This is a genomic window from Trinickia sp. EG282A (assembly GCF_040965455.1).
Lineage (GTDB): Bacteria > Pseudomonadota > Gammaproteobacteria > Burkholderiales > Burkholderiaceae > Trinickia > Trinickia symbiotica.
This window is the reverse complement of the sequence record NZ_JBFRCC010000003.1, coordinates 988,314-1,010,700: the sequence shown is the minus strand read 5'-3', so window position 1 is coordinate 1,010,700 and position 22,387 is coordinate 988,314. Positions and strand designations below refer to the sequence as shown.

Here is a 22,387-nt window from a genome sequence, read left to right as displayed (position 1 = left end):
GGACCTGACTACATGAACTTCGCGTTGATTCTTTTCGTGCTCGTCGTTTTGACGGGCTTTGCATGGATCGCGGACAAACTCGTTTTCTTGCCGCAGCGGCGTCAAGCCGCTGAAGCCGCCGTCGTGGAGTTCGATCGGCAGCAGGCGCGCGTCGGCGAGCGCTTCGCCGATGAGAACGCTCCCGTCACGCGCGCCCGCCTGCGTGACGAGAAGCTGCGCCAGCCGTGGTGGCTCGAATATACGGCGAGTTTTTTCCCGGTGATTCTCATCGTCTTCCTCGTGCGCTCGTTCGTCGTCGAGCCGTTCAAGATTCCGTCGGGCTCGATGGTGCCGACGCTGCTCGTCGGCGATTTCATCCTCGTCAACAAGTTCGAATACGGGCTTCGGCTGCCGATCACGAATACGAAGATCACGCAGGGCGAGCCGTTGAAGCGCGGCGACGTCGTCGTGTTTCGGTATCCGAAGGATGAATCGGTCGACTACATCAAGCGCGTGATCGGCTTGCCCGGCGACGTCGTTGCGTACGAAGACAAGAAGCTCACGATCAACGGCAAGCCGGTGCCCGAGACGCCGCTGTCCGATTACTTCGACGAAGAGCGCGTCGGTTATGCGAAGCAGTTCGAGGAAGACCTCGGCGACCGCAAGAACGCCATCCTGAACAATCCCGCCGTGCCGCCCTTCATCATCGGCGCCGAAGATTATCCGTATCGCGACAACTGCTCGTACAACAACCGCGGTGTCGTCTGCAAAGTGCCGCCGGGCAACTATTTCATGATGGGCGATAACCGCGACAACAGCGCCGACAGTCGCTATTGGGGCTTCGTGCCCGATGCGAACATCGTGGGACGCGCGTTCTTCATCTGGATGAACTTCAGCAATCTCAAGCGCATCGGCTCCTTCGAGTAGCGCCAGGCGCACGCGAAGCGGCGTCGGCTCGACGCATTGCGCTTTCGTTGTCCGCCATTCGGGGCCTCAGGCGGCCCCGATCCGCTTTTTTCGCGTCCCAAGCCCGCCAAGACGGTAGGCGAAAGGCGCGCGTTATACTCTGCACATGCCGCTATCTCCGCTGGAAAGCCGGTTGCGCTACGAATTTCGCAATGCGGAATTGTTGCGCCAGGCCCTCACTCACCGCAGTCACAGTGCCTCGCACAATGAACGGCTCGAATTTTTGGGCGATTCCGTTCTAAATTGCGCGGTGGCGGCCCTATTGTTCCAGCGATTCGGCAAACTCGACGAGGGCGACCTGTCGCGCGTGCGCGCGAACCTCGTCAAGCAGCAGTCGCTGTACGAGATTGCTCAGGCCCTCAATATTGCGGAAGGCCTTCGCCTCGGGGAGGGCGAGCTCCGCAGCGGGGGGTTCAGGCGCCCGTCGATTCTCGCCGACGCCTTCGAGGCGATCCTCGGCGCGATCTTCCTCGACGGCGGTTTCGAGGCCGCCCAGACCGTCATCAAGCGCCTTTACGTGCCGATTCTCGATCACATCGATCCTCGTACGCTCGGCAAGGACTCGAAGACGCTGCTGCAGGAGTACTTGCAAGGCCACAAGATCGCGCTGCCGACGTACACCGTCGTTGCCACGCATGGTGCCGCGCACAATCAACAGTTCGAAGTCGAATGCACGGTGCCGAAGCTCGACGTGAAGGTGTCGGGGTCGGGGGCGAGCCGCCGGGCAGCCGAGCAGGCCGCAGCGAAGAAGGCGCTCGAGGAGGTGATGGCGCTGGCGCCGGCGATGGAGGTCAAAGGGAAGCGTTCGCGCGGTTCGCGCGCTGCGAAGCAGGGTGAACCCGACATCGTGCCAGGCGTCAAGGGTGTGCAGGCGGCGCTCGATTTGCGCGCGCCCGATCGCGGCAAGCTTGAGAAAGACAAGGGTTCGCGCGGCGATGCCGACAAGGCCGCGCGCACAAGCGCGGAAGCAAAAGCGGCGCAGCCGGAGGCTGCGGACCGGGCGATGCCCGCGCCGCCTCCCGCGATGATTCGGGCCGCTCACATCGAGCATAAGCCGGCGCCGCGGGCCGATGCGCCGGCTGGGAAGGTCGAAGCAGGCGCCAGGCTAGAATCGCCGGCGCCGCAAAAGGCCGAAGGCCCTGGCAAGAGCGAAGCAGCGGCAAAGGCGGAGGCCGTGGCCGGCAAGTCGGAATCGGCGCCGCCCCAAAAAGCGGAAGGTGGCGGCAAAGGCGAGGCGACGGCCAAACCGGAAACCGCAGCGGTAAAGGCGGAAACTGCAATGGCCAAACCGGAAACCGCAGCGGCAAAGGCGGAAACCGCAACGGCCAAACCGGAAATCGCAGCGGCCAAACCGGACGCCGCAACGGCCAAACCGGACGCCGCAGGAGGCAAGCCGGACGCGTCGCCATCCTCGCAGCACGAAACTGAAGGCGGCGGCAAGCGCGCATCGGGCGGCGATGCCGAACTTGTCTCCGATATCGCGGGCGCGGCCCGGCTCCGGGCAGCCGAACCAGACCATTCTTGAGCGATACGGGCCTTCGCCACGCGACAAGCGAAGCGGGAGCCTTTGCTCATACCGGCACTAGAACAGCATGAACGCCTCCACTACTTCAGGTTTTCGTTGCGGCACGGTTGCGATCGTCGGCCGCCCGAATGTCGGCAAGTCGACGCTGATGAACGCGCTCGTCGGCCAGAAAATCAGCATTACGTCGCGCAAGGCGCAGACGACACGTCACCGGATCACCGGTATCCATACATTCGACGACGCCCAGTACGTCTTCGTCGATACGCCCGGCTTTCAGACGCAGCATAGCGGTGCGTTGAACCGATCGTTGAACCGTGCCGTCACGTCTACGCTGACGTCGGTCGACGCGGTGCTGTTCGTCATCGAAGCAGGCCGGTTCGGTGCCGACGATCAGAAGGTGCTCGACCTGATTCCGCCATCGGCGCCGACGCTGCTCGTCGCCAACAAGCTCGACCGCATCGCCGACAAGACGACGCTCTTTCCTTTTCTCAAGGCCACGAGCGAACTGCGCGAGTTCAAGGAAATCGTGCCGCTTTCGGCCAAGCAGCACGGCGATATCGAGCGGCTTTTGGCGACGATCAAGCCGTATCTGCCCGAGGGTGACCCGATCTATGGCGAGGACGACCTCACCGATCGCAGCGAGCGCTTTCTCGCCGCCGAGATCCTGCGCGAGAAGGTCTTCCGTTGGACGGGCGACGAGCTGCCCTATACGAGCACCGTGCTCATCGACAAGTTCGAGGAGGAAGGCCGCCTGCGCCGCGTCTTCGCGACGATCCTCGTCGATCGCGACTCGCACAAAGCGATGATCATCGGTCAGAAAGGGGCGAAGCTGAAGCAGATCAGCACGGAGGCGCGCCTCGACATGGAGAAGCTCTTCGGCGGCCCCGTCTACCTGGAGACGTTCGTGAAGGTCAAGAGCGGATGGGCCGACAACGAGGCCGGGCTGCGCGCCTATGGATACGAATGACATCTGCATGACTGTCGAAGGCGGCGAAGGCGGTGACGGCGGCGACAGCCGCGACACCGATCGCGATACGGGACGAGCGGCGCTAACGCCGGCCGAGCCCGAGCCGCGCAAGGGTGCCCGGCGCGCGAACGGGGAGCGGCGCTCGTCCGCTCGCGCATCGGAACATCGCGTCACCGGGCAGCCGGCCTTCGTCCTGCACAGCTATCCGTACCGCGAGACGAGCCTCATCGTCGACATCTTGACGCGCGACCATGGGCGGCTCGCGCTCGTCGCGAAGGGCGCGAAGCGTCCTCATTCGGCATTGCGCGGCGTGCTGCAGACGTTTCAGCCGCTTTCGATCGCATGGTCAGGCAAGTCGGAGATGCGCACGCTGACGGGAGCGGAGTGGGTCGGCGGCATGCTGCCGCTTTCGGGCGATGCGCTGCTCTGCGGCTTTTACGTCAACGAATTGCTCGTCAAGTTTTGCGCGCGGGAGGATCCGCATCCGCAACTCTTTCACCACTATGTCGTCACGCTCACGCGTCTGGGGCATGACGAGCCGGCCGTGCAGGTGCTGCGTTCGTTCGAGCGCGTGCTGCTGCGCGAGACCGGTTATGCGATGTCGCTCGATCGCACGGCGGCGCGCAAGGCCGTGATCGCGCACGGGCGCTACGTGTTCGACCCCGAGCGCGGCGTGCGCGAGGCATCGGACGATTTTCCGCGCCATTGGCCCGTCGTATCGGGCCAGACATTGCTCGATATGGAGAACGACGATTACCATCGTGCGCAGACGGTCGCGCAAAGCAAGACGCTGATGCGCTTTTTGCTCAATATCTATCTGGGCGGCGCGCCGCTTGCGACGCGTCAGATTCTGATCGACTTGCAAAATCTATGAGCTTCTTTCTGACGTCTCCCGAGGTCATCCATCTCGGCGTGAACATCGACCATGTCGCCACGCTGCGCAACGCGCGTGGAACGACCTACCCGGATCCGATCCGCGCCGCGCTCGCCGCCGAAGACGCGGGCGCCGATGCGATCACGCTCCATTTGCGCGAAGACCGCCGGCATATCGTCGATACCGACGTGCGCGCGCTGCGGCCGCGGTTGAAGACGCGCATGAACCTCGAATGCGCCGTCACGCAGGAGATGCTCGACATCGCCTGCGACGTCCGTCCGCACGACGTTTGCCTGGTGCCCGAGAAGCGCGCGGAGCTGACGACCGAAGGCGGGCTCGACGTGGCCGGCCGCTTCGAAGCCGTGCGCGCGGCCTGCCGCCAGCTTGCCGATGCGGGCTCGCGCGTATCCCTCTTCATCGATGCCGACGAGGCGCAGATCCGCGCCGCGCACGAGGCCGGCGCGCCCGTCATCGAGCTTCACACGGGCCGCTATGCCGATGCGCACGATGAAAGCGAGCAGCGCGGCGAGTATGAGCGGATCGTACGCGGCGTCGAGCTTGGCAACTCGCTGGGCTTGAAAGTCAACGCGGGTCACGGGCTTCATTACACGAACGTGCAGCAGATCGCCGCGATCGAAGGCATAGAAGAGCTCAACATCGGCCATGCGATCGTGGCGCAGGCGATTTTCACGGGATGGGAGAGCGCCGTGCGCGAGATGAAGGCGATCATGGTTGCGGCGCGGCTCGCCGCCATGCACTGAGCCGCGCGTATGGGAATCTACGGCATCGGCACCGACGTCGTTCAGGTGAGCCGCGTCAAGGGTGTCATGGAGCGCACGGGCGGGCGCTTCGCCGAGAAGGTGCTCGGCCCCGACGAACTGCGCGTCTATCACGCGCGCCGGGCGCGCTCCGAGGCGCGCGGTCTCGCTTATCTCGCGACGCGTTTTTCGGCGAAAGAGGCGTTTTCGAAGGCGATCGGCCTCGGAATGCACTGGCCGATGACGTGGCGAGCGTTGCAAACATTGAACGAGCCGAGCGGCAAGCCCATGATCGTCGCATCGGGCGAGCTCGCGGAATGGCTGGCCGCGCGCGGCATCCGCGCCCAAGTCACGGTCAGCGACGAGCGCGATTACGCCGTCTCGTTCGTCATCGCCGAGACGGACACCCCCTGGAACAATCTCCCGACGGAGCAATGAAAAATACTTTGGGACCGGTCATGCTCGACGTCGAAGGGACGTCGCTCAACGACAACGACAGGCGGCGCCTGGCGCATCCGCTGGCAGGCGGCGTGATTCTCTTCGCACGCCACTTCGAAAACCGGGCGCAACTGGTGGCGCTGACCGACGAGATTCGCGATGTGCGAGACGATCTCGTGATCGCCGTCGATCACGAGGGCGGACGCGTGCAGCGATTTCGCACGGACGGTTTCACGGTATTGCCGGCCATGCGCCGCCTGGGCGAGCTATGGGACAAGGATGTCCTGTTCGCGACGAAGGTGGCGACGGCGACGGGCTTCATTCTGGCCGCCGAACTGCGCGCTTGCGGCATCGACATGAGCTTCACGCCCGTGCTCGATCTGGACTACGGGCAATCACAGGTGATCGGCGACCGCGCGTTTCATCGCGACGCTCGCGTCGTGACGCTGCTGGCGAAGAGCCTCAGCCACGGCCTCGCGCTCGCGGGCATGAGCAACTGCGGCAAGCACTTTCCGGGGCACGGGTTCGCGGCGGCCGATTCGCATGTCGCATTGCCTGTCGACGATCGTCCGCTCGAGGCGATCCTGCGCGAGGACATGGCGCCTTACGACTGGCTCGGCATGACGCTCGCCTCGATCATTCCCGCCCATGTCATCTACTCGCAGGTCGACGACAAGCCGGCCGGATTTTCACGGATCTGGCTGCAGCGGATTCTGCGCGAACGGCTGCGCTTTACCGGGGCGATCTTCAGCGACGACCTTTCGATGGAGGCCGCGCGCGCGGGCGGCACGCTGACGGAAGCCGCCGGCGCGGCGCTGGAGGCCGGCTGCGATATGGTGCTCATCTGCAATCAGCCGAGCGCCGCCGAGATCGTGCTCGAACAGTTGCGATACACGCCCTCGAAAGAATCGGCGCGGCGCCTTCAGCGCTTGCGCGGCCGCGGCAAGGCGCCGGCTTGGCACAAGCTCGTCGCGCACGCCGACTATCAGGAGGCGCAGGCGCTTTTGCGGCGCGCGTTCGGTTAGCCGGACCTCTGCGCGATCACGACATCTTCATTCGCTGCAGCTTGTTGTAGAGCGTCTTTGGACTGATGCCGAGCAACGTAGCGGCCCGGTGGCGCGTGCCGCCGACGGCGTCGAGCGTCGCCCGGATCAGGAGGTCCTCGACGTCCGACAGCGGCGTGCCGACCGTCACCTGCACGCTGCCGCCGTTCAGGCGCCGGCCGCCGACCGTCGTCGTCTCGTCGGCGCGCAGCGTGTCGACGATCTCGTCGGAGATGTTGTAGGCGCGGCGGACGCGCTCGTGCAGCTCACGAACGTTGCCGGGCCAGTCGTAGGTCAGGCACTCGCGTATCAGATTCGGGCCGATCCGCTTGTGCACATGGGCGAGGCCGCTCGCATTGACGTCGCGATTGAGGTCGTCGACGAGCGCTTCGGCGAGCAACACCGCATCGTCGTCGCGCTCGCGCAACGGCGGCAGCACGATCGAGGCGGCGTCGAGCCGCAGCCATAGGTCCTCCCGCAACGCGCCGTCGGTCACGGCCTCGCGCGGAGACTTGCGCATCGTCGTCACGATCCGGCAATCGACGCTCACCTGACTCGTTCCGCCCACGCGCATGTAGGTCTGCGAATCGAGCGCCTTCGACAACGCCTCTTGCTGCGCAAGCGGCAGCTCCGCGATCTCGTCGAGCAAGAGCGTGCCGCCGCTTGCCTGCTCGAAAAGGCCCGGCTCGCGCCGCTCCGCGCTTGCTCCCAAACCGGGCTCCTGGCCGAACAGCAGGCTGTCGAGCCCGCGCTCGCCGCTGGGCTCGCGGGCGTAAGTGTGGCAATCGAAGACGACGAACGGGCCCTTGCGCCGCCGGCTCATCTCGTGCAGCGTGCGTGCCGCCACTTCCTTGCCCGTGCCGGCCTCGCCGCAGATCAGCACGGCCGTCTCGGTCGGCGCCAGGCGCTCGATCGTATCGTAGACGTGCTGGATCGCGTCGCTGCGCCCGATCATCGGCCCGAAGCGCCCGAGCCGCCGCAGCTTCGTGCGCAGCATCTGCACCTCCTCCGTCAACTCGTAGGGGCGCGGGATGCGAGCGAGCAGGCTGCGCAGGCGCGGTATGTTGACGGGCTTCAGCAGGTAGTCCCAAATGCCGTGGCGCAGACCTTCGATGGCGCTCTCGACGGTCGCATTGCCTGTCATGACGATGACGGGCAGCACGCCGTCCGGCTGCGCCGGCAAATGCGAGAGCAGGTCCAGACCGCTGCCGTCAGGCAGGTTCAGGTCGATCAGCACGACGTCGGGAATGAAACGGCTCAACGCCGCTCGCGCTTCCGCGAGCGAAATGGCCGTGTCGACGGAAAACCCGTCGGCTGCGACGATCGCCGATAAGCCGGACAGGCTGTTGGGATCGTCTTCGACAATCAGAGCATGTGGCATGACGGAGGCAAGCATTGAAGACCGGACGGCACCGGAATCGGGGCGCCATGCGCAGTCGGAAATCGTTTCATCGAAAGCGGCTAAATTGTCTGGCAAGCACGTTTCAGGCCATCATGGTTTTTTCTGTCAAAACAATGGTTTGGGCTCGAAGGCCATGGCGTCCCGCAGATTCCGCCGGGCCAAACGGTAAAATTCGACCGGTAAAGTTTTCTTCAACCATACACCACTCGTACGAAAAAAAAAGCGCCCACGAAGGGCGCTCGGATAATTCTCAACTCGCTGGCATGGCGCGGTTCGCTCTCGCGCCCCGGCTCGGCGGTTCCAGCAACCGTGCGCCGTCGTACGCGCACTTTGCTCCGGCAGCCCGTCGAGGGCGGCGATGCGCTTAGGCGCGGCTGCGGTACTCGTGCGTGCGCGTATCGATTTCGATCTTGTCGCCAATGTTGCAAAAGAGCGGAACCTGAAGTTCGAAGCCCGTGTTGATGCGCGCGGCCTTCAATACCTTGCCCGACGACGTGTCGCCCTTCACGGCCGGTTCCGTGTAGGTGATTTCGCGCACGAGCGTGGTCGGCAACTCGACCGAGATCGCCTTGTCGTTGTAGAAGACGACTTCGCAAGGCATGCCGTCTTCGAGATAATGAAGCGCGTCGCCCATCATCTCTTGCTCGACTTCGAATTGGTTGTAGTCCGCATCCATGAAGACGTACATCGGATCCGCGAAGTACGAGTACGTCACTTCCTTGCGCTCGAGCACGACGACGTCGAATTTGTCGTCCGCCTTGTAGACGGATTCGGTGCCGGCACCCGTCAGCAGATTCTTGAACTTCATCTTCACGACGGCGGCGTTGCGGCCCGATTTGTTGTATTCGGCTTTCTGCACGACCATCGCGTCGTTGCCGATCATGACGACGTTGCCCGTGCGGAGTTCCTGTGCGGTCTTCATAAAAAACACTGTCCTTGAAAAGCGAATGGGTCTTGCGAACGTCGGAGTGAGGGAACGCAAGGCCGTTGCAAATAGATAACCGCTTATTTTAACTGGGTTTTTATGAATCGCGCTAGGTTTTCCGCCAGCTCGCCGAGGGTCGCAAGCTCGTCGGCCCAGGCGGCCGCGCGCGCCTCGTAAGCGGCACGATGCGACCAGAATTCGCCCCAGTCGGGCGTTCCGGCCCCGTTCCAGGCATGCCAGAAGCGGCCCATCGCCGCTCGCGCCGCGGGGGGAAGCGGAGCAGCGTAGTGCGCGAGCGCCGCGTCGAGCTTCGGCAGGTGGGCGTCGTCGGCCTGCGGATAGATGTGCCAGACGAACGGGCGGCGCGCCCACTGCGCGCGCACGAACGAGTCTTCGCCTCGAACGAAGTTGAGGTGACTCGCCCAAAGCAGCGCGTCGTACCGCGCCTGAGGAACGAACGCGAGCGCGTGTGCACGCAGGCTGCCGCGCTCGGCATGCGCGCCCGAGGCAGCGCCGCCGGGCGCGGCCGCGAACGACGGCAGCCCGAAGAAACGCGCGACGGCGCCCGAGATGCGGCCTTCGGGCACGAGCAGGACGATCGGACCGGCGGCGTTGCGCCATTGCTCGAGCAGGCCGTCGACGACCGGGTTCTCATAGGCGAAGAGCGAGATCACCGTGGCTTCTTCCTCGGGCGGCGCCGCGCCCGTCGCCTGACGCCACCAGGCTTCGCGCGTGCCGGGCGAGCGCTCGAACGCTTCGCGCGCGGCGTCGAGCCCGCGCTCCTTCAACACGCCGCCCGTCCCCGGCCCCAGGCCGGGGAAGAAGAAGGTCTTCGTGAGCGGGTGAAGCGGGTGCGGCGACGGCTTCAGATGGAAATCGGCGACCCAATCCTCGCCGCTCAGATATTCGAGATTGATCCAGACGGGTGCGCGCGCGCGCCGCGCCATTGCCGCGATATAGGCGGGCGGCAATTCGCAGGCGAAAGCCTCGATGACGACATCGGGCACCGCGATCGTATCGCCCGCGTGCATCGGCTCATGCCAGCGTTCGATCGTGATGCCCGCGACCGTCTGGCGATCGCGCGCGATAGCGATGGCCGGCTCGAGCCGCGCGAACGTCCGTAGATCGTCGACGACGAGCCTCACTTGCCAGCCGTGCTCGTCGGCGAGCTCGCGCGCGAGGCGCCAGGAGACGCCGACATCGCCGAAATTGTCGATGACGGCGCAGAAGATATCGCAGGCGATCGGGGCAGACATGATGCGGGCGGGCGGGCGCACGCGGCGCGGCTCGCGCGGCGCTTGTCGCATGCGCAAATGTTCTAAACTGGCGATTCTAAAGCACGCTGCCCCGATGCGAGGCCCTTCGGCCGCATTGCGCGGCGCACTGTCCGAATCCGCATGACCGAACCGCAAGATCAAGAGACCGTTTTCGAACCGAAGCGGGTCCTCGCCCAGTTGCCGCATCTGCCGGGCGTGTACCGGTACTACGACAAGCTCGGCGAGGTGCTCTATGTCGGCAAGGCGCGCGACCTCAAAAAGCGCGTGTCGAGCTATTTCACGAAGACGCTGCTGTCGCCGCGCATCGCGATGATGGTGACGCGCATCGCGCGTATCGAGACCACGGTGACGCGCTCCGAGGCCGAGGCGCTGCTGCTCGAGAACAATCTCATCAAAGCCCTCGCGCCGCGCTACAACATCCTTTTTCGCGACGACAAGTCGTATCCGTATCTGAAGCTGACGGGGCACGCGTTTCCGCGCATGGCGTACTATCGCGGCGCCGTCGACAAGAAGAACCAGTACTTCGGCCCGTTTCCGAGCGCGTGGGCGGTGCGCGAGAGCATTCAGATCCTGCAGCGCGTCTTTCAACTACGGACCTGCGAAGACTCGGTCTTCAACAATCGCACGCGGCCGTGCCTGCTTCATCAGATCGGGCGCTGCACGGCGCCTTGCGTCGGTGCGATCGACGCGGCGGACTACGCGCGCGACGTGGAGAACGCCTCGCGTTTCCTGCTCGGCCGGCAAAACGAGGTCATGAAGGAGCTCGAAGCAAAGATGCATGCGTTCGCGGCCGAGCTCAAGTTCGAGCAGGCCGCCGCCGTGCGCAATCAGATGAGCTCGCTCGCGACGGTCCTCCATCAGCAGGCGATCGAAGTGGGCGGCGACAGCGACGTCGACATCCTCGCGGTCGTCGCGCTCGGCGGGCGTGTTTGCGTCAATCTGGCGATGGTTCGCGGCGGGCGCCATCTTGGCGACAAGGCCTATTTCCCGACCCACGCCGACAGCGCGATCGCGGCCGTGGAGGCCGAGCTCGACGAGGAGGAGAAGGAAGCGGCGGAGGATGTGGGCAAGAACGCGGGCGGGGGAGCCGTCGAGCAGCCGGCGGAGGCGGCGCCCGAGGCGCCGGCGCCCGCGACGGCCGCCGAGGCGATACCCGCACCCGGCGTCGAGGCCGAAGTGCTCGATGCCTTTATCGCGCAGCACTATCTCGGCAACCGCATTCCGCCCGTGCTCGTGGTGAGCCATGCGCCGGCGAACCGTGAGCTCGTCGAGCTGCTGGCGGCCGAGGCCGGGCACAAGGTCACGCTCGTGCGGCAGCCGCAGGGGCAAAAGCGGGTCTGGCTCGGCATGGCCGAGCAAAACGCGCGGCTCGCGCTCGCGCGGCTGCTCTCCGAGCAAGGGTCTCAGCAGGCGCGTACGCGCGCGCTCGCCGAGACGCTCGGCCTCGAATGCGAGGACCTCGCGCGTCTGCGCATCGAATGCTTTGACATCAGCCATACGATGGGCGAAGCGACGCAGGCGTCGTGCGTCGTTTATCGCGATCACAAGATGCAATCGGGCGAGTATCGTCGCTACAACATCACGGGGATCACGCCCGGCGACGACTATGCCGCGATGCGACAGGTTCTGACGCGCCGCTACGAGAAGCTCGTCGAAGCAGCCGCCGGCAATGCCGATGACCGCGCCGCGGCGTTGCAGATCGACGCGGCGACCGCTCCGGAACGCGCGGCCGATGCCGCCGCGCCCGTCGCGGCCGGCGGTGTGCTGCCCAATATCGTGCTCATCGACGGCGGCAAGGGGCAGGTCGAGATCGCGCGGCAGGTGTTCGCCGAACTCGGCATCGATCCGTCGATCATCGTCGGCGTGGCGAAGGGCGAGGGCCGCAAGGTGGGGCTCGAGACGCTCGTTTTCGCCGACGGTCGATCGTCGCTCGAGCTCGGCAAGGAAAGCGCGGCATTGATGCTCGTCGCGCAGATTCGCGACGAAGCGCACCGGTTCGCGATCACGGGGATGCGCGCGAAACGCGCGAAGGCACGGCAGACCTCACGGCTCGAGGAGCTCGACGGCGTCGGCGCAAAGCGCCGGCAGCGCCTGCTCGCGCGTTTCGGCGGCTTGCGCGGCGTCGTTGCGGCAAGCGTCGACGAGCTGGCGAGCGTCGAAGGCATCTCGCGCCAGCTCGCCGAGCAGATTTATCGACAGCTGCATTAATGTCCGAGGTCGGGAATTCCTGACCCACAACGCCGGGATGCGATAATCGCGGCATTTCCCGATCCCGCTCAAGCGCACCGCCACTCGCTCATGCCGTTCAATTTCCCGATCTTTCTGACATGGCTGCGGATCGTGTTGATTCCGCTCATCGTAGGCGTGTTCTACATGCCCGATACGGCGATGAGCGAGTTCTATCGCAATGTCGCGGCCTGCGCGATCTTCGTGCTGGCCGCGCTCACCGACTGGTTCGACGGCTTTCTCGCGCGCAAGTGGAACCAGACGTCGGCGTTCGGCGCCTTTCTCGATCCCGTGGCCGACAAGCTCATGGTCACCGCGGCGCTGCTCGTCCTCGTCCAGCTCGCGCGGATCGAGGCCGCGATCGCACTCGTCATCATCGGCCGTGAGATCGCGATCTCCGCGCTGCGCGAATGGATGGCGCACATCGGCGCGGCGAAGAGCGTCGCCGTCAATCGGCTCGGCAAGTTCAAGACCGTCTGTCAGATGATCGCGATCCCGATGCTGCTCTATTACGGCCCGTTGCCGCTGGTGCCCGGCCGGTTCGTCATCGATACGCGGGTCTGGGGGGGTTGGCTCATCTACGTCGCCGCGATTCTGACGGTTTGGTCGATGCTTTATTACATGAAGCTGGCCTGGCCGGAGATCCGCCAGCGCGGCCGCGCACTCTGAAATCGTCCCGTCGATTGACTGGGGTTAACCCTGGTACGGTAATCGAACCCCTCGCTAAGCGCGGCCCAACCCGTCTTCAAGCACGCGGACGGTCGCCAGAACCACTTCATCCCACGCCCCCGGCGCGCGCTGCCTGACGAGCCGCGCACTCGGATACCACGGGCTCCGGTCCGCGCCAATCTCGCGCAGCACCTTGCTCTGCGGGGCGAACCATCGCCAATCGGCCGCGAAAGGCAGCATCAGCAACAGCGGTTTGCCGAGGGCGCCGGCCAAGTGCGCGATCGACGTATCGATCGAGACGACGGCATCGAGGCCGTCGACGATCGCAGCCGTATCGGCGAAGTCGCGAATCCGGTCGTCGAAACGGTGAATCGACGCCGCGCGCGGATGCGCGTCGAGCGCACCGCGTTCGTCGTCGCTTAGATCGGGCTGCAGGACGATCCATTCGATATCGGCCAGCGCGAAAAGCGGCTCCAGCGAGGAGAGCGGCATCGAGCGCGTTTCATGCCGCTGGATGCGACCCGACCAGGCGAGCCCTACCTTGCGCTTTGTCGGCCCGCCCGGCAGATCGCGCCATCGATCGCGATACTGCTTCGGCACGTCGACATAGCGGCTCGCGGCCGGCAACGAGTCGGCCGCCGTGCCGAGCGCGAGCGGTAGACTCAGCAACGGGCAGTGCACATCCGCGTCGACGCGCGCCTCCCCGCGTCCCACGACATCGACCCGCCAAGCCTCGGCGAGCGGCGCGACGAGCGGCAGCAGTTCGCGCTGCACGGCGAAAACGATGCGCTCGACGCGCTCGCGCGCGAGCGGAACGAAGCGCATGAATTGCAGCGTGTCGCCGAAGCCTTGCTCGGCGTCGATCAACAGCGTGCGATCGGCGATCGGCTCGCCTCGCCAGCGCGGCAGCGTATCGGCCCACTCGTCGAAAGCACGCGTTCGTTCGTTTTCCCTTGCGCCGGCGTCATCGTGCTCAGCTTGCGCGCGTGCCGCGCGGACGAGATCGAGCCGCGCCTCGTAGTCGCGAAGCCCGCGATCGAAGTCGCCGAGCGCGAGCAGCGTCATGGCGCGATTGAGACGCGCCGAGGCCAGCTCGGGACGCAGCCTCAACGCCTGATCGTAAGCACGCAGCGCCGCCTCGTGCGCGCCTGTCGCATGGTGAGCATTGCCGAGGCTCAGCCAAGCGAGGCCCAAATGCGGATCGAGTCCCACCGCGCGTTCGAGCGCGGCAATCGCTTCCGCATGTCGGTCGAGCGCGGCCAGTGCGTTGCCGAGTCCGAGCAGCGCGGGCGGAAACCGCGGATGCAGCGCGAGCGCCGCTTCGAAGGCCGCCGCGGCTTGCCGATGCCGGCCGATCGCGTCGAGCGTGTTGCCCAGGTTGAAATGCGCCGCCGTAAAGCGCGGCTCGGCGGCGAGGGCCCGCTCGAAATGGACGACGGCTGCTTCGGCACGCCCGAGCGCGGAGAGCGCCATGCCGAGGTTGTTGTGCGCTCCCGCGTGCCCGGGACGCAGCTCGAGCGAGCGCGTGAACGCGTCGATCGCTTCTTCGTGGCGTCCGATCGCGTGCAACGAGTTGCCGAGGTTGTTCCAGATCGAGGCGTCGTCGGGCGACAGTCGCAGTGCCCGGCGAAACGCGTCGACGGCGTCTTCGTGGCGGCCGATCACCGCGTAAGCATTGGCCAGGTTGTAGTGCGCGAGCGCAAATCCGGGGGCGAGCGTGAGCGCGTTTCGAAAACGCTCGATGGCGCCATCGAGCCGGCCGAGCGCCTTCAGCGCGTTGCCGAGATTGAGCTGCAGGCCCGCATCGTTCGGGCGCAGCTCGACGGCGCGGCCGACGAGATCGGCCGCTTCGGCATGGCGTCCTTGCTGATGCCTCAGAACGCCCAGTAGATGCAGGGCGTCGGCGTGAGCGGGGTCGGCGTCGAGCGTGGCGCGATAATCGCGCTCGGCCTCGGCGAGGCGACCGTCGCGGTGAGCCGCAAAGGCGCGGGCGAAAAGTGTATCCATTGGCAGGGCAATCGGCGAAGGCGGCATTTTCCCATACCTGTGCCCCGTTGCCGCTCGGACGCATTGCCGCGAGCCTCCGGCCGGGTCGCGGCCAGCGTACACTAGGCGACGTGTCATGTTCGCCGGAGATAAAGCATGGCCGCCGCTCTCAACGACCAGCCGGTGTTGATCGTCGGCGCGGGCCCCACTGGGCTTTCCGCCGCGATGAGCCTTGCGCGCGCGCACATTCCCGTGCGCTTGATCGATCGAGCGCCGCGGCCAGCGCAACACTCGCGTGCGATCGGCATCCAGGCCCGGACGCTCGAGCTCTTCGAACAGCATCGCGTGGTCGAGCCGTTTCTCGAGGCTGGCCACCGGCTGCGCGCGGCCAATCTCTACTCGAACGGCCATCGGCTCGCTCGGCTCGACTTCGATCCGTTGCAGACGCGCTATCCCTATTTGCTCGCGCTCGATCAGACGGTCACGGAACGCTTTCTGACTGACCATCTCGCCACGCTCGGGGTCGCGATCGAGCGCGGCGTCGAGCTCGTCAGTCTGACGCAGGGCGCCTCGCGCGTGGAAGTCGGTCTTCGGCAAGCGGACGGCCGCGAGGAAACGGCGCACGTGTCGTATGTGGTTGCGGCCGACGGCGCGCACAGCACCGTGCGGCACCTGCTCGGGCTCAACTTCGCGGGCAAGGCGTTCGAGCAGACGTTCATGCTCGCGGATTTGCATGCCGACTCGGACCTCGCCGATGACGAGTTCCATCTCTTCGCGTCGGGCGACGGGCTCGCGGCGATTTTCCCGTTGGGCGGCGGGCGTCATCGATTCATCGCCGACAATCCGCCGGGCGACCCCGACGGTGCGCCGCCGAGACAGGAAGAGGAAGAAGCGAGCAGTGTGCCTGAGAAGCTGATGGCCGTGATGGCGGCGGGCGAAGCGCACGAGGTGGCCGCCGCCACGTCCGTCGAAGCGCGCGACCCGCTGGCGCCGCGCATCGAGCGCTTGCGCGCAGCCGCGCAACGACGCATCCACCGGCCGCTCGAGTTGTCGGCGCTCGAGTGGTCGTCGTATTTCAGGCTCCACAGCCGCATGGTCGAGAAGCTGCGCGTGCAGCGCGCCTTTCTTGCGGGCGATGCGGCGCATGTCCACAGTCCCGCCGGCGCGCAGGGGATGAATACGGGGATACAGGAGGCGTTCAATCTCGGCTGGAAGCTCGCGCGCGTTCTGTCCGGCCACGCGCCCGAATCGTTGCTCGACACCTACCAGACGGAGCGTCATCCGATCGAGCGCGATGTGCTGCGGCAAACGAGCTTCATCACGCAACTGGCCGAAGCCGAGCGCGGCCCGCTCAAGCTGCTGCGCGATCGGGCGATGCCGATGCTCGCCGCGTTCGGTCCGCTGCGCGACGCGGCGCGGCTGATGGTGAGCGAGCTCTCGATTCAGTACCGGCGCAGTCCGCTGACGCTCGAGCGCGTGCTCGACGGCGGCCCGCGTGCGGGCGAGCGGGCGCCCGATGCGCTCGTGCAGGTGATCGACGGGCCGCTCGGGCGCGCGCCGGGCACCGGATACATCTACGATCTGCACGATCCGGCGTGCTACACGCTGTTTTTGCTTGTTACGTTGCCGATCGATGCAAAGAAGCGTTTCGACGCGACGGGCGCGCTTCCGCCCGAGGCGGTCGGCGTCGATGGCGATCTCGACCGCCTCGCCTCGACGATCGACGGCGCCCTATCGGGCGCCGTGCGGATCTGGCGCGTCACCGACGCATTGACGGGCGGGGGGCCGTCGTTGACGGAGGCCTACGGGCGCACGCGGCCCGCGTTCTACTTGCTGCGGCCCGACGGGTACCTCTGCGCGCGCGGACGTCCCGCGTCCGATGCGAGCGCGCTCTTGCGGCATTGCGAGACCTGGTTCGCGGCCGCGCGCAAGCAACGATGATTCATGCGGCCTCGCGCGGCGTCAGTTCGCCGCGCGCCTTCACGAGCGCCTCTTTGACGATCGGCAGCAGCGGCGCGCTGGCGGCCGGATCGTCGAGCATGGCGAGGATCGTGCGCCGCATGCGCGGCTCCCAGAACTTGTGAATATGGTCGGCGATGCCGGCGAGCGCTTCGTTGTGATCGGGCATCGATCCGAAAAACTCGCCGATGCTGTTCGCCATATCGACCAAATGGTGTTGATTCATGATGGCGGCCCTCACTTGCCCGCGGTCACGGCGCCGAGCGCGCGCTCGCGCTCGTGCAGCAACGCGAGCTGCGTTTCCGAAAACCGCGAATAGTGCTGCTGCCACTCGGATGGCTGCTGTACCGGCAATACCTGGACGGCCGTCACCTTGTACTCCGGACAGTTCGTCGCCCAGTCGGAACTGTCCGTCGTGATGACGTTCGCTCCCGATTCGGGGAAGTGGAACGTCGTATAGACGACGCCCGGCTGCATGCGCTCGGTCACCAGCGCGCGCAGCACCGTGTACCCGGCGCGTGACTCGATGCCGACCCAGTCGCCCGTCTTGATACCGCGGTCTTCCGCATCGTGCGGATGGAGCTCGAGCCGGTCCTCGTCGTGCCACTGCACGTTTTCCGTTCGCCGCGTCTGCGCACCGACGTTGTACTGCGAGAGGATGCGACCCGTCGTCAGCAGCAACGGGAAGCGCTGCGTTACCTTTTCGTGCGAGGGCACGAACTTCGTGATGACGAACTTGCCCTTGCCGCGCACGAACTCGTCGACGTGCATCGTCGGCGTGCCTTGCGGCGCGGCCTCGTTGCAGGGCCACTGCACGCTGCCCAGTTCGTCGATGAGATCGTACGAGACGCCGTGGAACGTCGGCGTAAGCCGCGCGATCTCGTCCATGATCTCGGACGGATGCGCGTAGTTCATTTCATAGCCGAGCTCGCAAGAGAGCATTTGCGTGACTTCCCAGTCCGCGTAGATGCCAAGCGGCGTCATCACGCGCCGCACGCGGGAAATGCGCCGCTCGGCGTTCGTGAACGTGCCGTCCTTTTCGAGGAACGACGAGCCAGGCAGGAAGACATGCGCGTACTTGGCGGTCTCGTTGAGGAAGATGTCTTGGACGACGATGCATTCCATCGACGAGAGCGCCGAAGCCACATGCTGAGTGTCGGGGTCGGACTGCACGATGTCCTCGCCCTGGCAGTAGAGCCCCTTGAAGCTGCCGTCGAGCGCCGCATCGAACATGTTCGGGATGCGCAGCCCCGGCTCCGGATCGAGCGCGACGTGCCAGGCTTCCTCGAACTGTCCGCGCACCTCGGCGCCGCCTATATGGCGGTAACCGGGCAACTCATGCGGGAACGAGCCCATATCGCACGAGCCTTGCACGTTGTTCTGTCCGCGCAGCGGATTGACGCCGACGCCCTCACGGCCGATGTTGCCCGTCGCCATCGCGAGATTGGCGATGCCCATCACCGTCGTCGAGCCTTGCGCGTGCTCGGTGACGCCCAGGCCGTAGTAGATCGCTCCGTTGCCGCCCGTGGCATAAAGGCGCGCGGCCTCGCGCACCTGCTTCGCCGGCACGCCCGTCACGGCTTCCATCGTCTCGGGCGAGTTCTCTTCTTGCGCGACGAAATCGCGCCATTGCGCAAAGGCGAGCGGCTCGCAGCGCTCCGCCACGAACTTCTCGTCGACGAGCCCTTCGGTCACGATGACGTGCGCCAGCGAATTGACGAGCGCGACGTTCGTGCCGGGCCGCAATGGCAGGTGATAGTCGGCCTTCACGTGCGGACCGTCGACGAGATCGATGCGCCGCGGATCGGCGATGATGAGCTTCGCGCCCTCGCGCACACGCCGTTTCAGGCGCGAGGCGAAGACCGGGTGGCCGTCGGTCGGGTTCGCGCCGATCACGATGATCACATCCGATTTCGCGACCGAAGCGAACGTCTGCGTGCCGGCCGATTCACCGATCGTCGTCTTCAGGCCGTAGCCCGTCGGCGAATGGCACACACGCGCGCAGGTATCGACGTTGTTGTTGCCGAATGCCGCGCGCACGAGCTTCTGCACGAGGTAGGTTTCTTCGTTCGTGCAACGCGAAGACGTAATGCCGCCGACGGAGCCGCGCCCATACTTGTCCTGGATCCGGCGAAACTCGGAGGCCGCATACGAGATCGCCTCCTGCCAGCTCACCTCGCGCCAGGGATCCGTGATCTTCGCGCGGATCATCGGCTTCGTGATGCGGTCCTTGTGCGTCGCGTAGCCCCAGGCAAATCGGCCCTTCACGCAAGCATGACCCTCGTTGGCCTGGCCGTTCCTGTAGGGCACCATCCGCACGACTTGACCGCCTTTCATCTCGGCCTTGAACGAGCAGCCGACGCCGCAGTAGGCGCAGGTCGTCACGACGGAATGCTCGGCCTGGCCGAGCACCGTGACGCTCTTTTCCATCAGCGTCGCGGTGGGGCAAGCGGCCACGCAGGCGCCGCACGAGACGCACTCCGAGTCCATGAACGGCTGGTTTTCGCTGGCGGCGACGCGCGACTCGAAGCCGCGCGCGGCGATCGTCAGCGCGAACGTGCCCTGCGTTTCCTCGCAGGCGCGCACGCAGCGGTTGCAGACGATGCACTTGGACGGATCGTACGTGAAGTACGGGTTCGATTCGTCCTTCGCGTCTTTGAGGTGGTTGTCGCCGTCGAATCCGTAGCGCACTTCGCGCAAGCCCACGACGCCCGCCATGTCCTGCAGTTCGCAGTTGCCGTTGGCCGGGCAGGTCAGGCAGTCGAGCGGGTGATCGGAGATGTATAGCTCCATCACATTGCGGCGCAGCTCCTGCAGCCGCGGCGTTTGCGTCGAGACACGCATGCCGGCTTCGACCGGCGTCGTGCAGGAGGCCGGATAGCCGCGCTTGCCTTCGATCTCGACGAGGCAGAGGCGGCAAGAGCCGAACGGCTCGAGCGAATCGGTCGCGCAGAGCTTCGGCACGTTGATGCCGGCCTCGATCGCGGCGCGCATCACCGAGGTGCCCGCGGCCACCGTCACGGGGCGCCCGTCGATTTCGAGCGTCACGTCGGTGTCGGCGTAGCGGCGCGGCGTGCCGTAGTCGATGTCGTCGAGCGGGTTCAGGTTCAGCGCGGCGCTCTTGCAGGCACAGTTTCCCGAGCCGCAGCCACCGGTCGCTTTGGGTTGTGCGAATGCGTCGGACATGATGAGTTGCTCCATTCGTCAAGCCGCAGCCGCATTCGGCTGGACTGGGCGAAGACCGAAGTCTTCCGGGAAATGATCGAGTGCCGAGATGACCGGGTAGGGCGTCATACCGCCCATCGCGCAAAGCGAGCCGGACACCATCGTGTCGCAGAGGTCGCGCAAGAGCGTGACCTGCTTCTCGGACGTATCGCCATTGCGGATGCGCTGAATGACCTCGGCGCCGCGCGTCGAGCCGATCCGGCACGGTGTGCACTTGCCGCACGACTCGAGCGCGCAAAAATGCATCGCGTACTGCGCCAGCTCGGCGAGATTCGACGTGTCGTCGTGCACGACGATGCCGCCGTGGCCCACCACCGCGCCGACTGCCGCATAGGCTTCGTAGTCCAGCGGAATGTCCCACTGGCTCTCGGGCAGGTAGGTGCCAAGCGGTCCGCCGACCTGTGCCGCGCGCGCGGGGCGTCCGCTCGCGGTGCCGCCGCCGTAGTCGAATATGAGTTCGCGCAGCGTGACGCCGAACGCAAGTTCCACGAGCCCGCCTTGCTTGATGTTGCCGGCGAGCTGGAACGGCAGCGTGCCGCGCGAGCGGCCCATGCCGAAGTCTTTGTAGAACGCCGCGCCGCGCGCGAAGATGATCGGCACCGTCGCGAGCGTAATGACGTTGTTGATGACGGTCGGCTGGCCGTGCAGGCCCGCGAGCGCCGGGACCGGCGGCTTCGCGCGAACGATGCCGCGCTTGCCTTCGAGCGATTCGAGCAGCGCCGTTTCCTCGCCGCAGACATAAGAGCCCGCGCCCTTCGCGACGAAGAGATCGAACGCGCGATCCGAGCCGAGCACGCTCGTGCCGAGCCAGCCTGCCGCGCGCGCCTTCTCGATCGCCGCCTCGAGCGTCGCGATCGCGTGCGGGTATTCGCTGCGCACGTAGATGTAGCCCTCGGTCGCACCCGTGGCGACGCCCGCGATGATCATGCCTTCGATGAGCCCGAACGGGTCGCCTTCCATCGAGAGCCGGTCCGAGAACGTGCCCGAGTCGCCTTCGTCCGCGTTGCAGACGATGTACTTCTGCGGGGCCGAGGCGGCTCGCACGGTCCGCCATTTGATGCCGGCCGGAAACGCCGCGCCGCCGCGACCGCGCAGACCCGACTCGAGCACGAGCTCGCAGGCTGCCTCGCCGCTCATCGCGAGCGCGGCCTTCAGGCCCGCGAGCCCCTCGTGGGCCACGTAATCGTCGATCGAGAGCGGATCGGTGATGCCGAGCCGCGCGAACGTGAGGCGCTGCTGGCGCTTCAGATACGGGATGTCCTCGACGAGTCCCACCGAGCGCTCGTGCGCACCGCCCGAGAGCCATGCCTCGACGAGCGAGGGTACGTCCTCGACGCCGACGTTCGCGTAGCCCACGCGCCCATCGGCCGTTTGAACCTCGACGAGCGGCTCTAGCCAGAGAAGTCCGCGCGAACCGTTGCGGACGATGTCGACGGCCAGGCCGCGCGCCGCGGCAACGCTCGCGATCGCCTGCGCGACTTCGTCGGCGCCCATGGCGAGGGCCGACGAGTCGCGCGGCACGAAAATGCGGTGCGTCGTGGGCGAGTTCATGCGGACTCCTTGGCATTCGCTTCGACGCCCGCGGCGGCGCAGGCCGCGTCGAACAAGGCGTCGAACTTCGGCGGTGTCATTTTCGCGTAGAGCTTGCCGTTGATCGTCATGGCCGGCGAGAGCGCGCATTGCCCGAGGCAGTAGACGGATTCGAGTTCGACGGCTTCGTCATGACCCTGCGCCGCGGTATCGCCGCTGCCGTGCTTCGCATCGAACCGACAACCCGTGTGCGCTTCGACGTGCCGCGCGAGCGCCTCGGTGCCCATGCTGCGGCACGATTCCGCGCGGCACAGGGCGACCGTCACGCGTGCGGGCGGTGTCGTACGGAAATGATGGTAGTAAGTGATGACGCCGTGTACTTCGGCGCGCGAAAGATTCATCGCGCGCGCGAGCGGCGCAACGGCCTCTTTCGGGATGAATCCAACTTCATTCTGGATGGCGTGCAACACTGCAAGCAGCGATGCGCCTGCTTTGACGTGCCGGCGGACGAGCTCGTCCGGCGCGGCGGCGCGGGGATGTTCCACGTGGGGTCTCCTTTCTGTCCCTTGATTCAGGGCAACTGCCTTGCAATATGCACTTGCGGTACATATAGCCTGCAGATATGCTCGGCTTCTTCA

The 22,387-nt window shown here is 65.9% G+C and carries 18 protein-coding genes; 10 read left to right on the top strand and 8 right to left on the bottom strand.

What is annotated here, in order from left to right:
* The first annotated feature begins 12 nt into the window (after positions 1 to 12).
* From lepB to nagZ, 7 genes are all read left to right on the top strand, one after another.
* Complete coding sequence (gene lepB, locus AB4Y31_RS19005; protein ID WP_368675232.1) at positions 13 to 906, top strand: signal peptidase I; 894 nt, start codon at positions 13 to 15, stop codon at positions 904 to 906.
* A 145-nt stretch (positions 907 to 1,051) separates the two neighbouring features.
* Entirely contained in the window at positions 1,052 to 2,470 is a 1,419-nt protein-coding gene (gene rnc / locus AB4Y31_RS19000) for a ribonuclease III (protein ID WP_368675231.1), read from the top strand.
* A 67-nt stretch (positions 2,471 to 2,537) separates the two neighbouring features.
* A complete protein-coding gene (gene era / locus AB4Y31_RS18995) occupies positions 2,538 to 3,437 on the top strand; it encodes a GTPase Era (RefSeq protein WP_107152885.1) in 900 nt (299 codons plus the stop codon).
* Entirely contained in the window at positions 3,424 to 4,311 is an 888-nt protein-coding gene (gene recO / locus AB4Y31_RS18990) for a DNA repair protein RecO (protein ID WP_368675230.1), read from the top strand. Before era ends, recO begins: the two co-directional genes overlap by 14 nt.
* Positions 4,308 to 5,072, top strand: a complete 765-nt coding sequence (pdxJ, locus tag AB4Y31_RS18985) for a pyridoxine 5'-phosphate synthase (RefSeq protein WP_018441591.1) — start codon at positions 4,308 to 4,310, stop codon at positions 5,070 to 5,072. The genes recO and pdxJ overlap by 4 nt, the downstream gene beginning before the upstream one ends.
* A gap of 9 nt (positions 5,073 to 5,081) precedes the next feature.
* Entirely contained in the window at positions 5,082 to 5,507 is a 426-nt protein-coding gene (acpS, locus tag AB4Y31_RS18980; RefSeq protein WP_018441592.1) for a holo-ACP synthase, read from the top strand.
* The gene (gene nagZ, locus AB4Y31_RS18975) at positions 5,504 to 6,532 is read left to right on the top strand and encodes a beta-N-acetylhexosaminidase (protein ID WP_368675229.1); all 1,029 of its coding nucleotides are present in this window, start codon (positions 5,504 to 5,506) and stop codon (positions 6,530 to 6,532) included. The genes acpS and nagZ overlap by 4 nt, the downstream gene beginning before the upstream one ends.
* A 16-nt stretch (positions 6,533 to 6,548) precedes the next feature.
* On the opposite strand, the gene AB4Y31_RS18970 is transcribed toward nagZ, so the two are convergent.
* The 3 genes from AB4Y31_RS18970 to earP form a co-directional block, all read right to left on the bottom strand.
* On the bottom strand, positions 6,549 to 7,931 hold the full coding sequence (locus AB4Y31_RS18970; protein ID WP_368675228.1) for a sigma-54-dependent transcriptional regulator: 1,383 nt from the start codon (positions 7,929 to 7,931) through the stop codon (positions 6,549 to 6,551).
* Positions 7,932 to 8,316: 385 nt separating this feature from the next.
* A complete protein-coding gene (gene efp, locus AB4Y31_RS18965; RefSeq protein ID WP_018441595.1) occupies positions 8,317 to 8,874 on the bottom strand; it encodes an elongation factor P in 558 nt (185 codons plus the stop codon).
* Between the two features lie 83 nt (positions 8,875 to 8,957).
* On the bottom strand, positions 8,958 to 10,133 hold the full coding sequence (earP, locus tag AB4Y31_RS18960; protein ID WP_368675227.1) for an elongation factor P maturation arginine rhamnosyltransferase EarP: 1,176 nt from the start codon (positions 10,131 to 10,133) through the stop codon (positions 8,958 to 8,960).
* Between the two features lie 141 nt (positions 10,134 to 10,274).
* Here earP and uvrC point away from each other — a divergent pair, with 141 nt between their 5' ends.
* Together uvrC and pgsA are read left to right on the top strand one after the other, a co-directional pair.
* Positions 10,275 to 12,362 carry an excinuclease ABC subunit UvrC gene (gene uvrC / locus AB4Y31_RS18955; RefSeq protein WP_368675226.1) on the top strand — a complete coding sequence of 696 codons (2,088 nt, stop codon included), beginning with the start codon at positions 10,275 to 10,277 and terminating at the stop codon, positions 12,360 to 12,362.
* 90 nt (positions 12,363 to 12,452) lie between these two features.
* The gene (gene pgsA, locus AB4Y31_RS18950) at positions 12,453 to 13,049 is read left to right on the top strand and encodes a CDP-diacylglycerol--glycerol-3-phosphate 3-phosphatidyltransferase (RefSeq protein WP_368675225.1); all 597 of its coding nucleotides are present in this window, start codon (positions 12,453 to 12,455) and stop codon (positions 13,047 to 13,049) included.
* A gap of 54 nt (positions 13,050 to 13,103) precedes the next feature.
* Here the strand turns inward: pgsA and AB4Y31_RS18945 are convergent, their stop codons facing one another.
* A complete protein-coding gene (locus AB4Y31_RS18945) occupies positions 13,104 to 15,056 on the bottom strand; it encodes a tetratricopeptide repeat protein (protein WP_368675224.1) in 1,953 nt (650 codons plus the stop codon).
* A 135-nt stretch (positions 15,057 to 15,191) separates the two neighbouring features.
* Here AB4Y31_RS18945 and AB4Y31_RS18940 point away from each other — a divergent pair, with 135 nt between their 5' ends.
* A complete protein-coding gene (locus AB4Y31_RS18940) occupies positions 15,192 to 16,976 on the top strand; it encodes an FAD-dependent monooxygenase (RefSeq protein WP_368675223.1) in 1,785 nt (594 codons plus the stop codon).
* Between the two features lies 1 nt (position 16,977).
* On the opposite strand, the gene AB4Y31_RS18935 is transcribed toward AB4Y31_RS18940, so the two are convergent.
* From AB4Y31_RS18935 to AB4Y31_RS18920, 4 genes are read right to left on the bottom strand one after another with little or no spacing between them, the layout of a single operon-like run.
* Positions 16,978 to 17,220: a formate dehydrogenase subunit delta gene (locus AB4Y31_RS18935; RefSeq protein ID WP_368675222.1), complete on the bottom strand. Its 243-nt coding sequence runs from the start codon at positions 17,218 to 17,220 to the stop codon at positions 16,978 to 16,980.
* A gap of 11 nt (positions 17,221 to 17,231) precedes the next feature.
* On the bottom strand, positions 17,232 to 20,180 hold the full coding sequence (fdhF, locus tag AB4Y31_RS18930; protein WP_368675221.1) for a formate dehydrogenase subunit alpha: 2,949 nt from the start codon (positions 20,178 to 20,180) through the stop codon (positions 17,232 to 17,234).
* A gap of 18 nt (positions 20,181 to 20,198) precedes the next feature.
* A complete protein-coding gene (locus AB4Y31_RS18925; RefSeq protein WP_368675220.1) occupies positions 20,199 to 21,770 on the bottom strand; it encodes a formate dehydrogenase beta subunit in 1,572 nt (523 codons plus the stop codon).
* Entirely contained in the window at positions 21,767 to 22,294 is a 528-nt protein-coding gene (locus AB4Y31_RS18920) for an NAD(P)H-dependent oxidoreductase subunit E (RefSeq protein ID WP_368675219.1), read from the bottom strand. Before AB4Y31_RS18920 ends, AB4Y31_RS18925 begins: the two co-directional genes overlap by 4 nt.
* Positions 22,295 to 22,387: the final 93 nt, after the last annotated feature.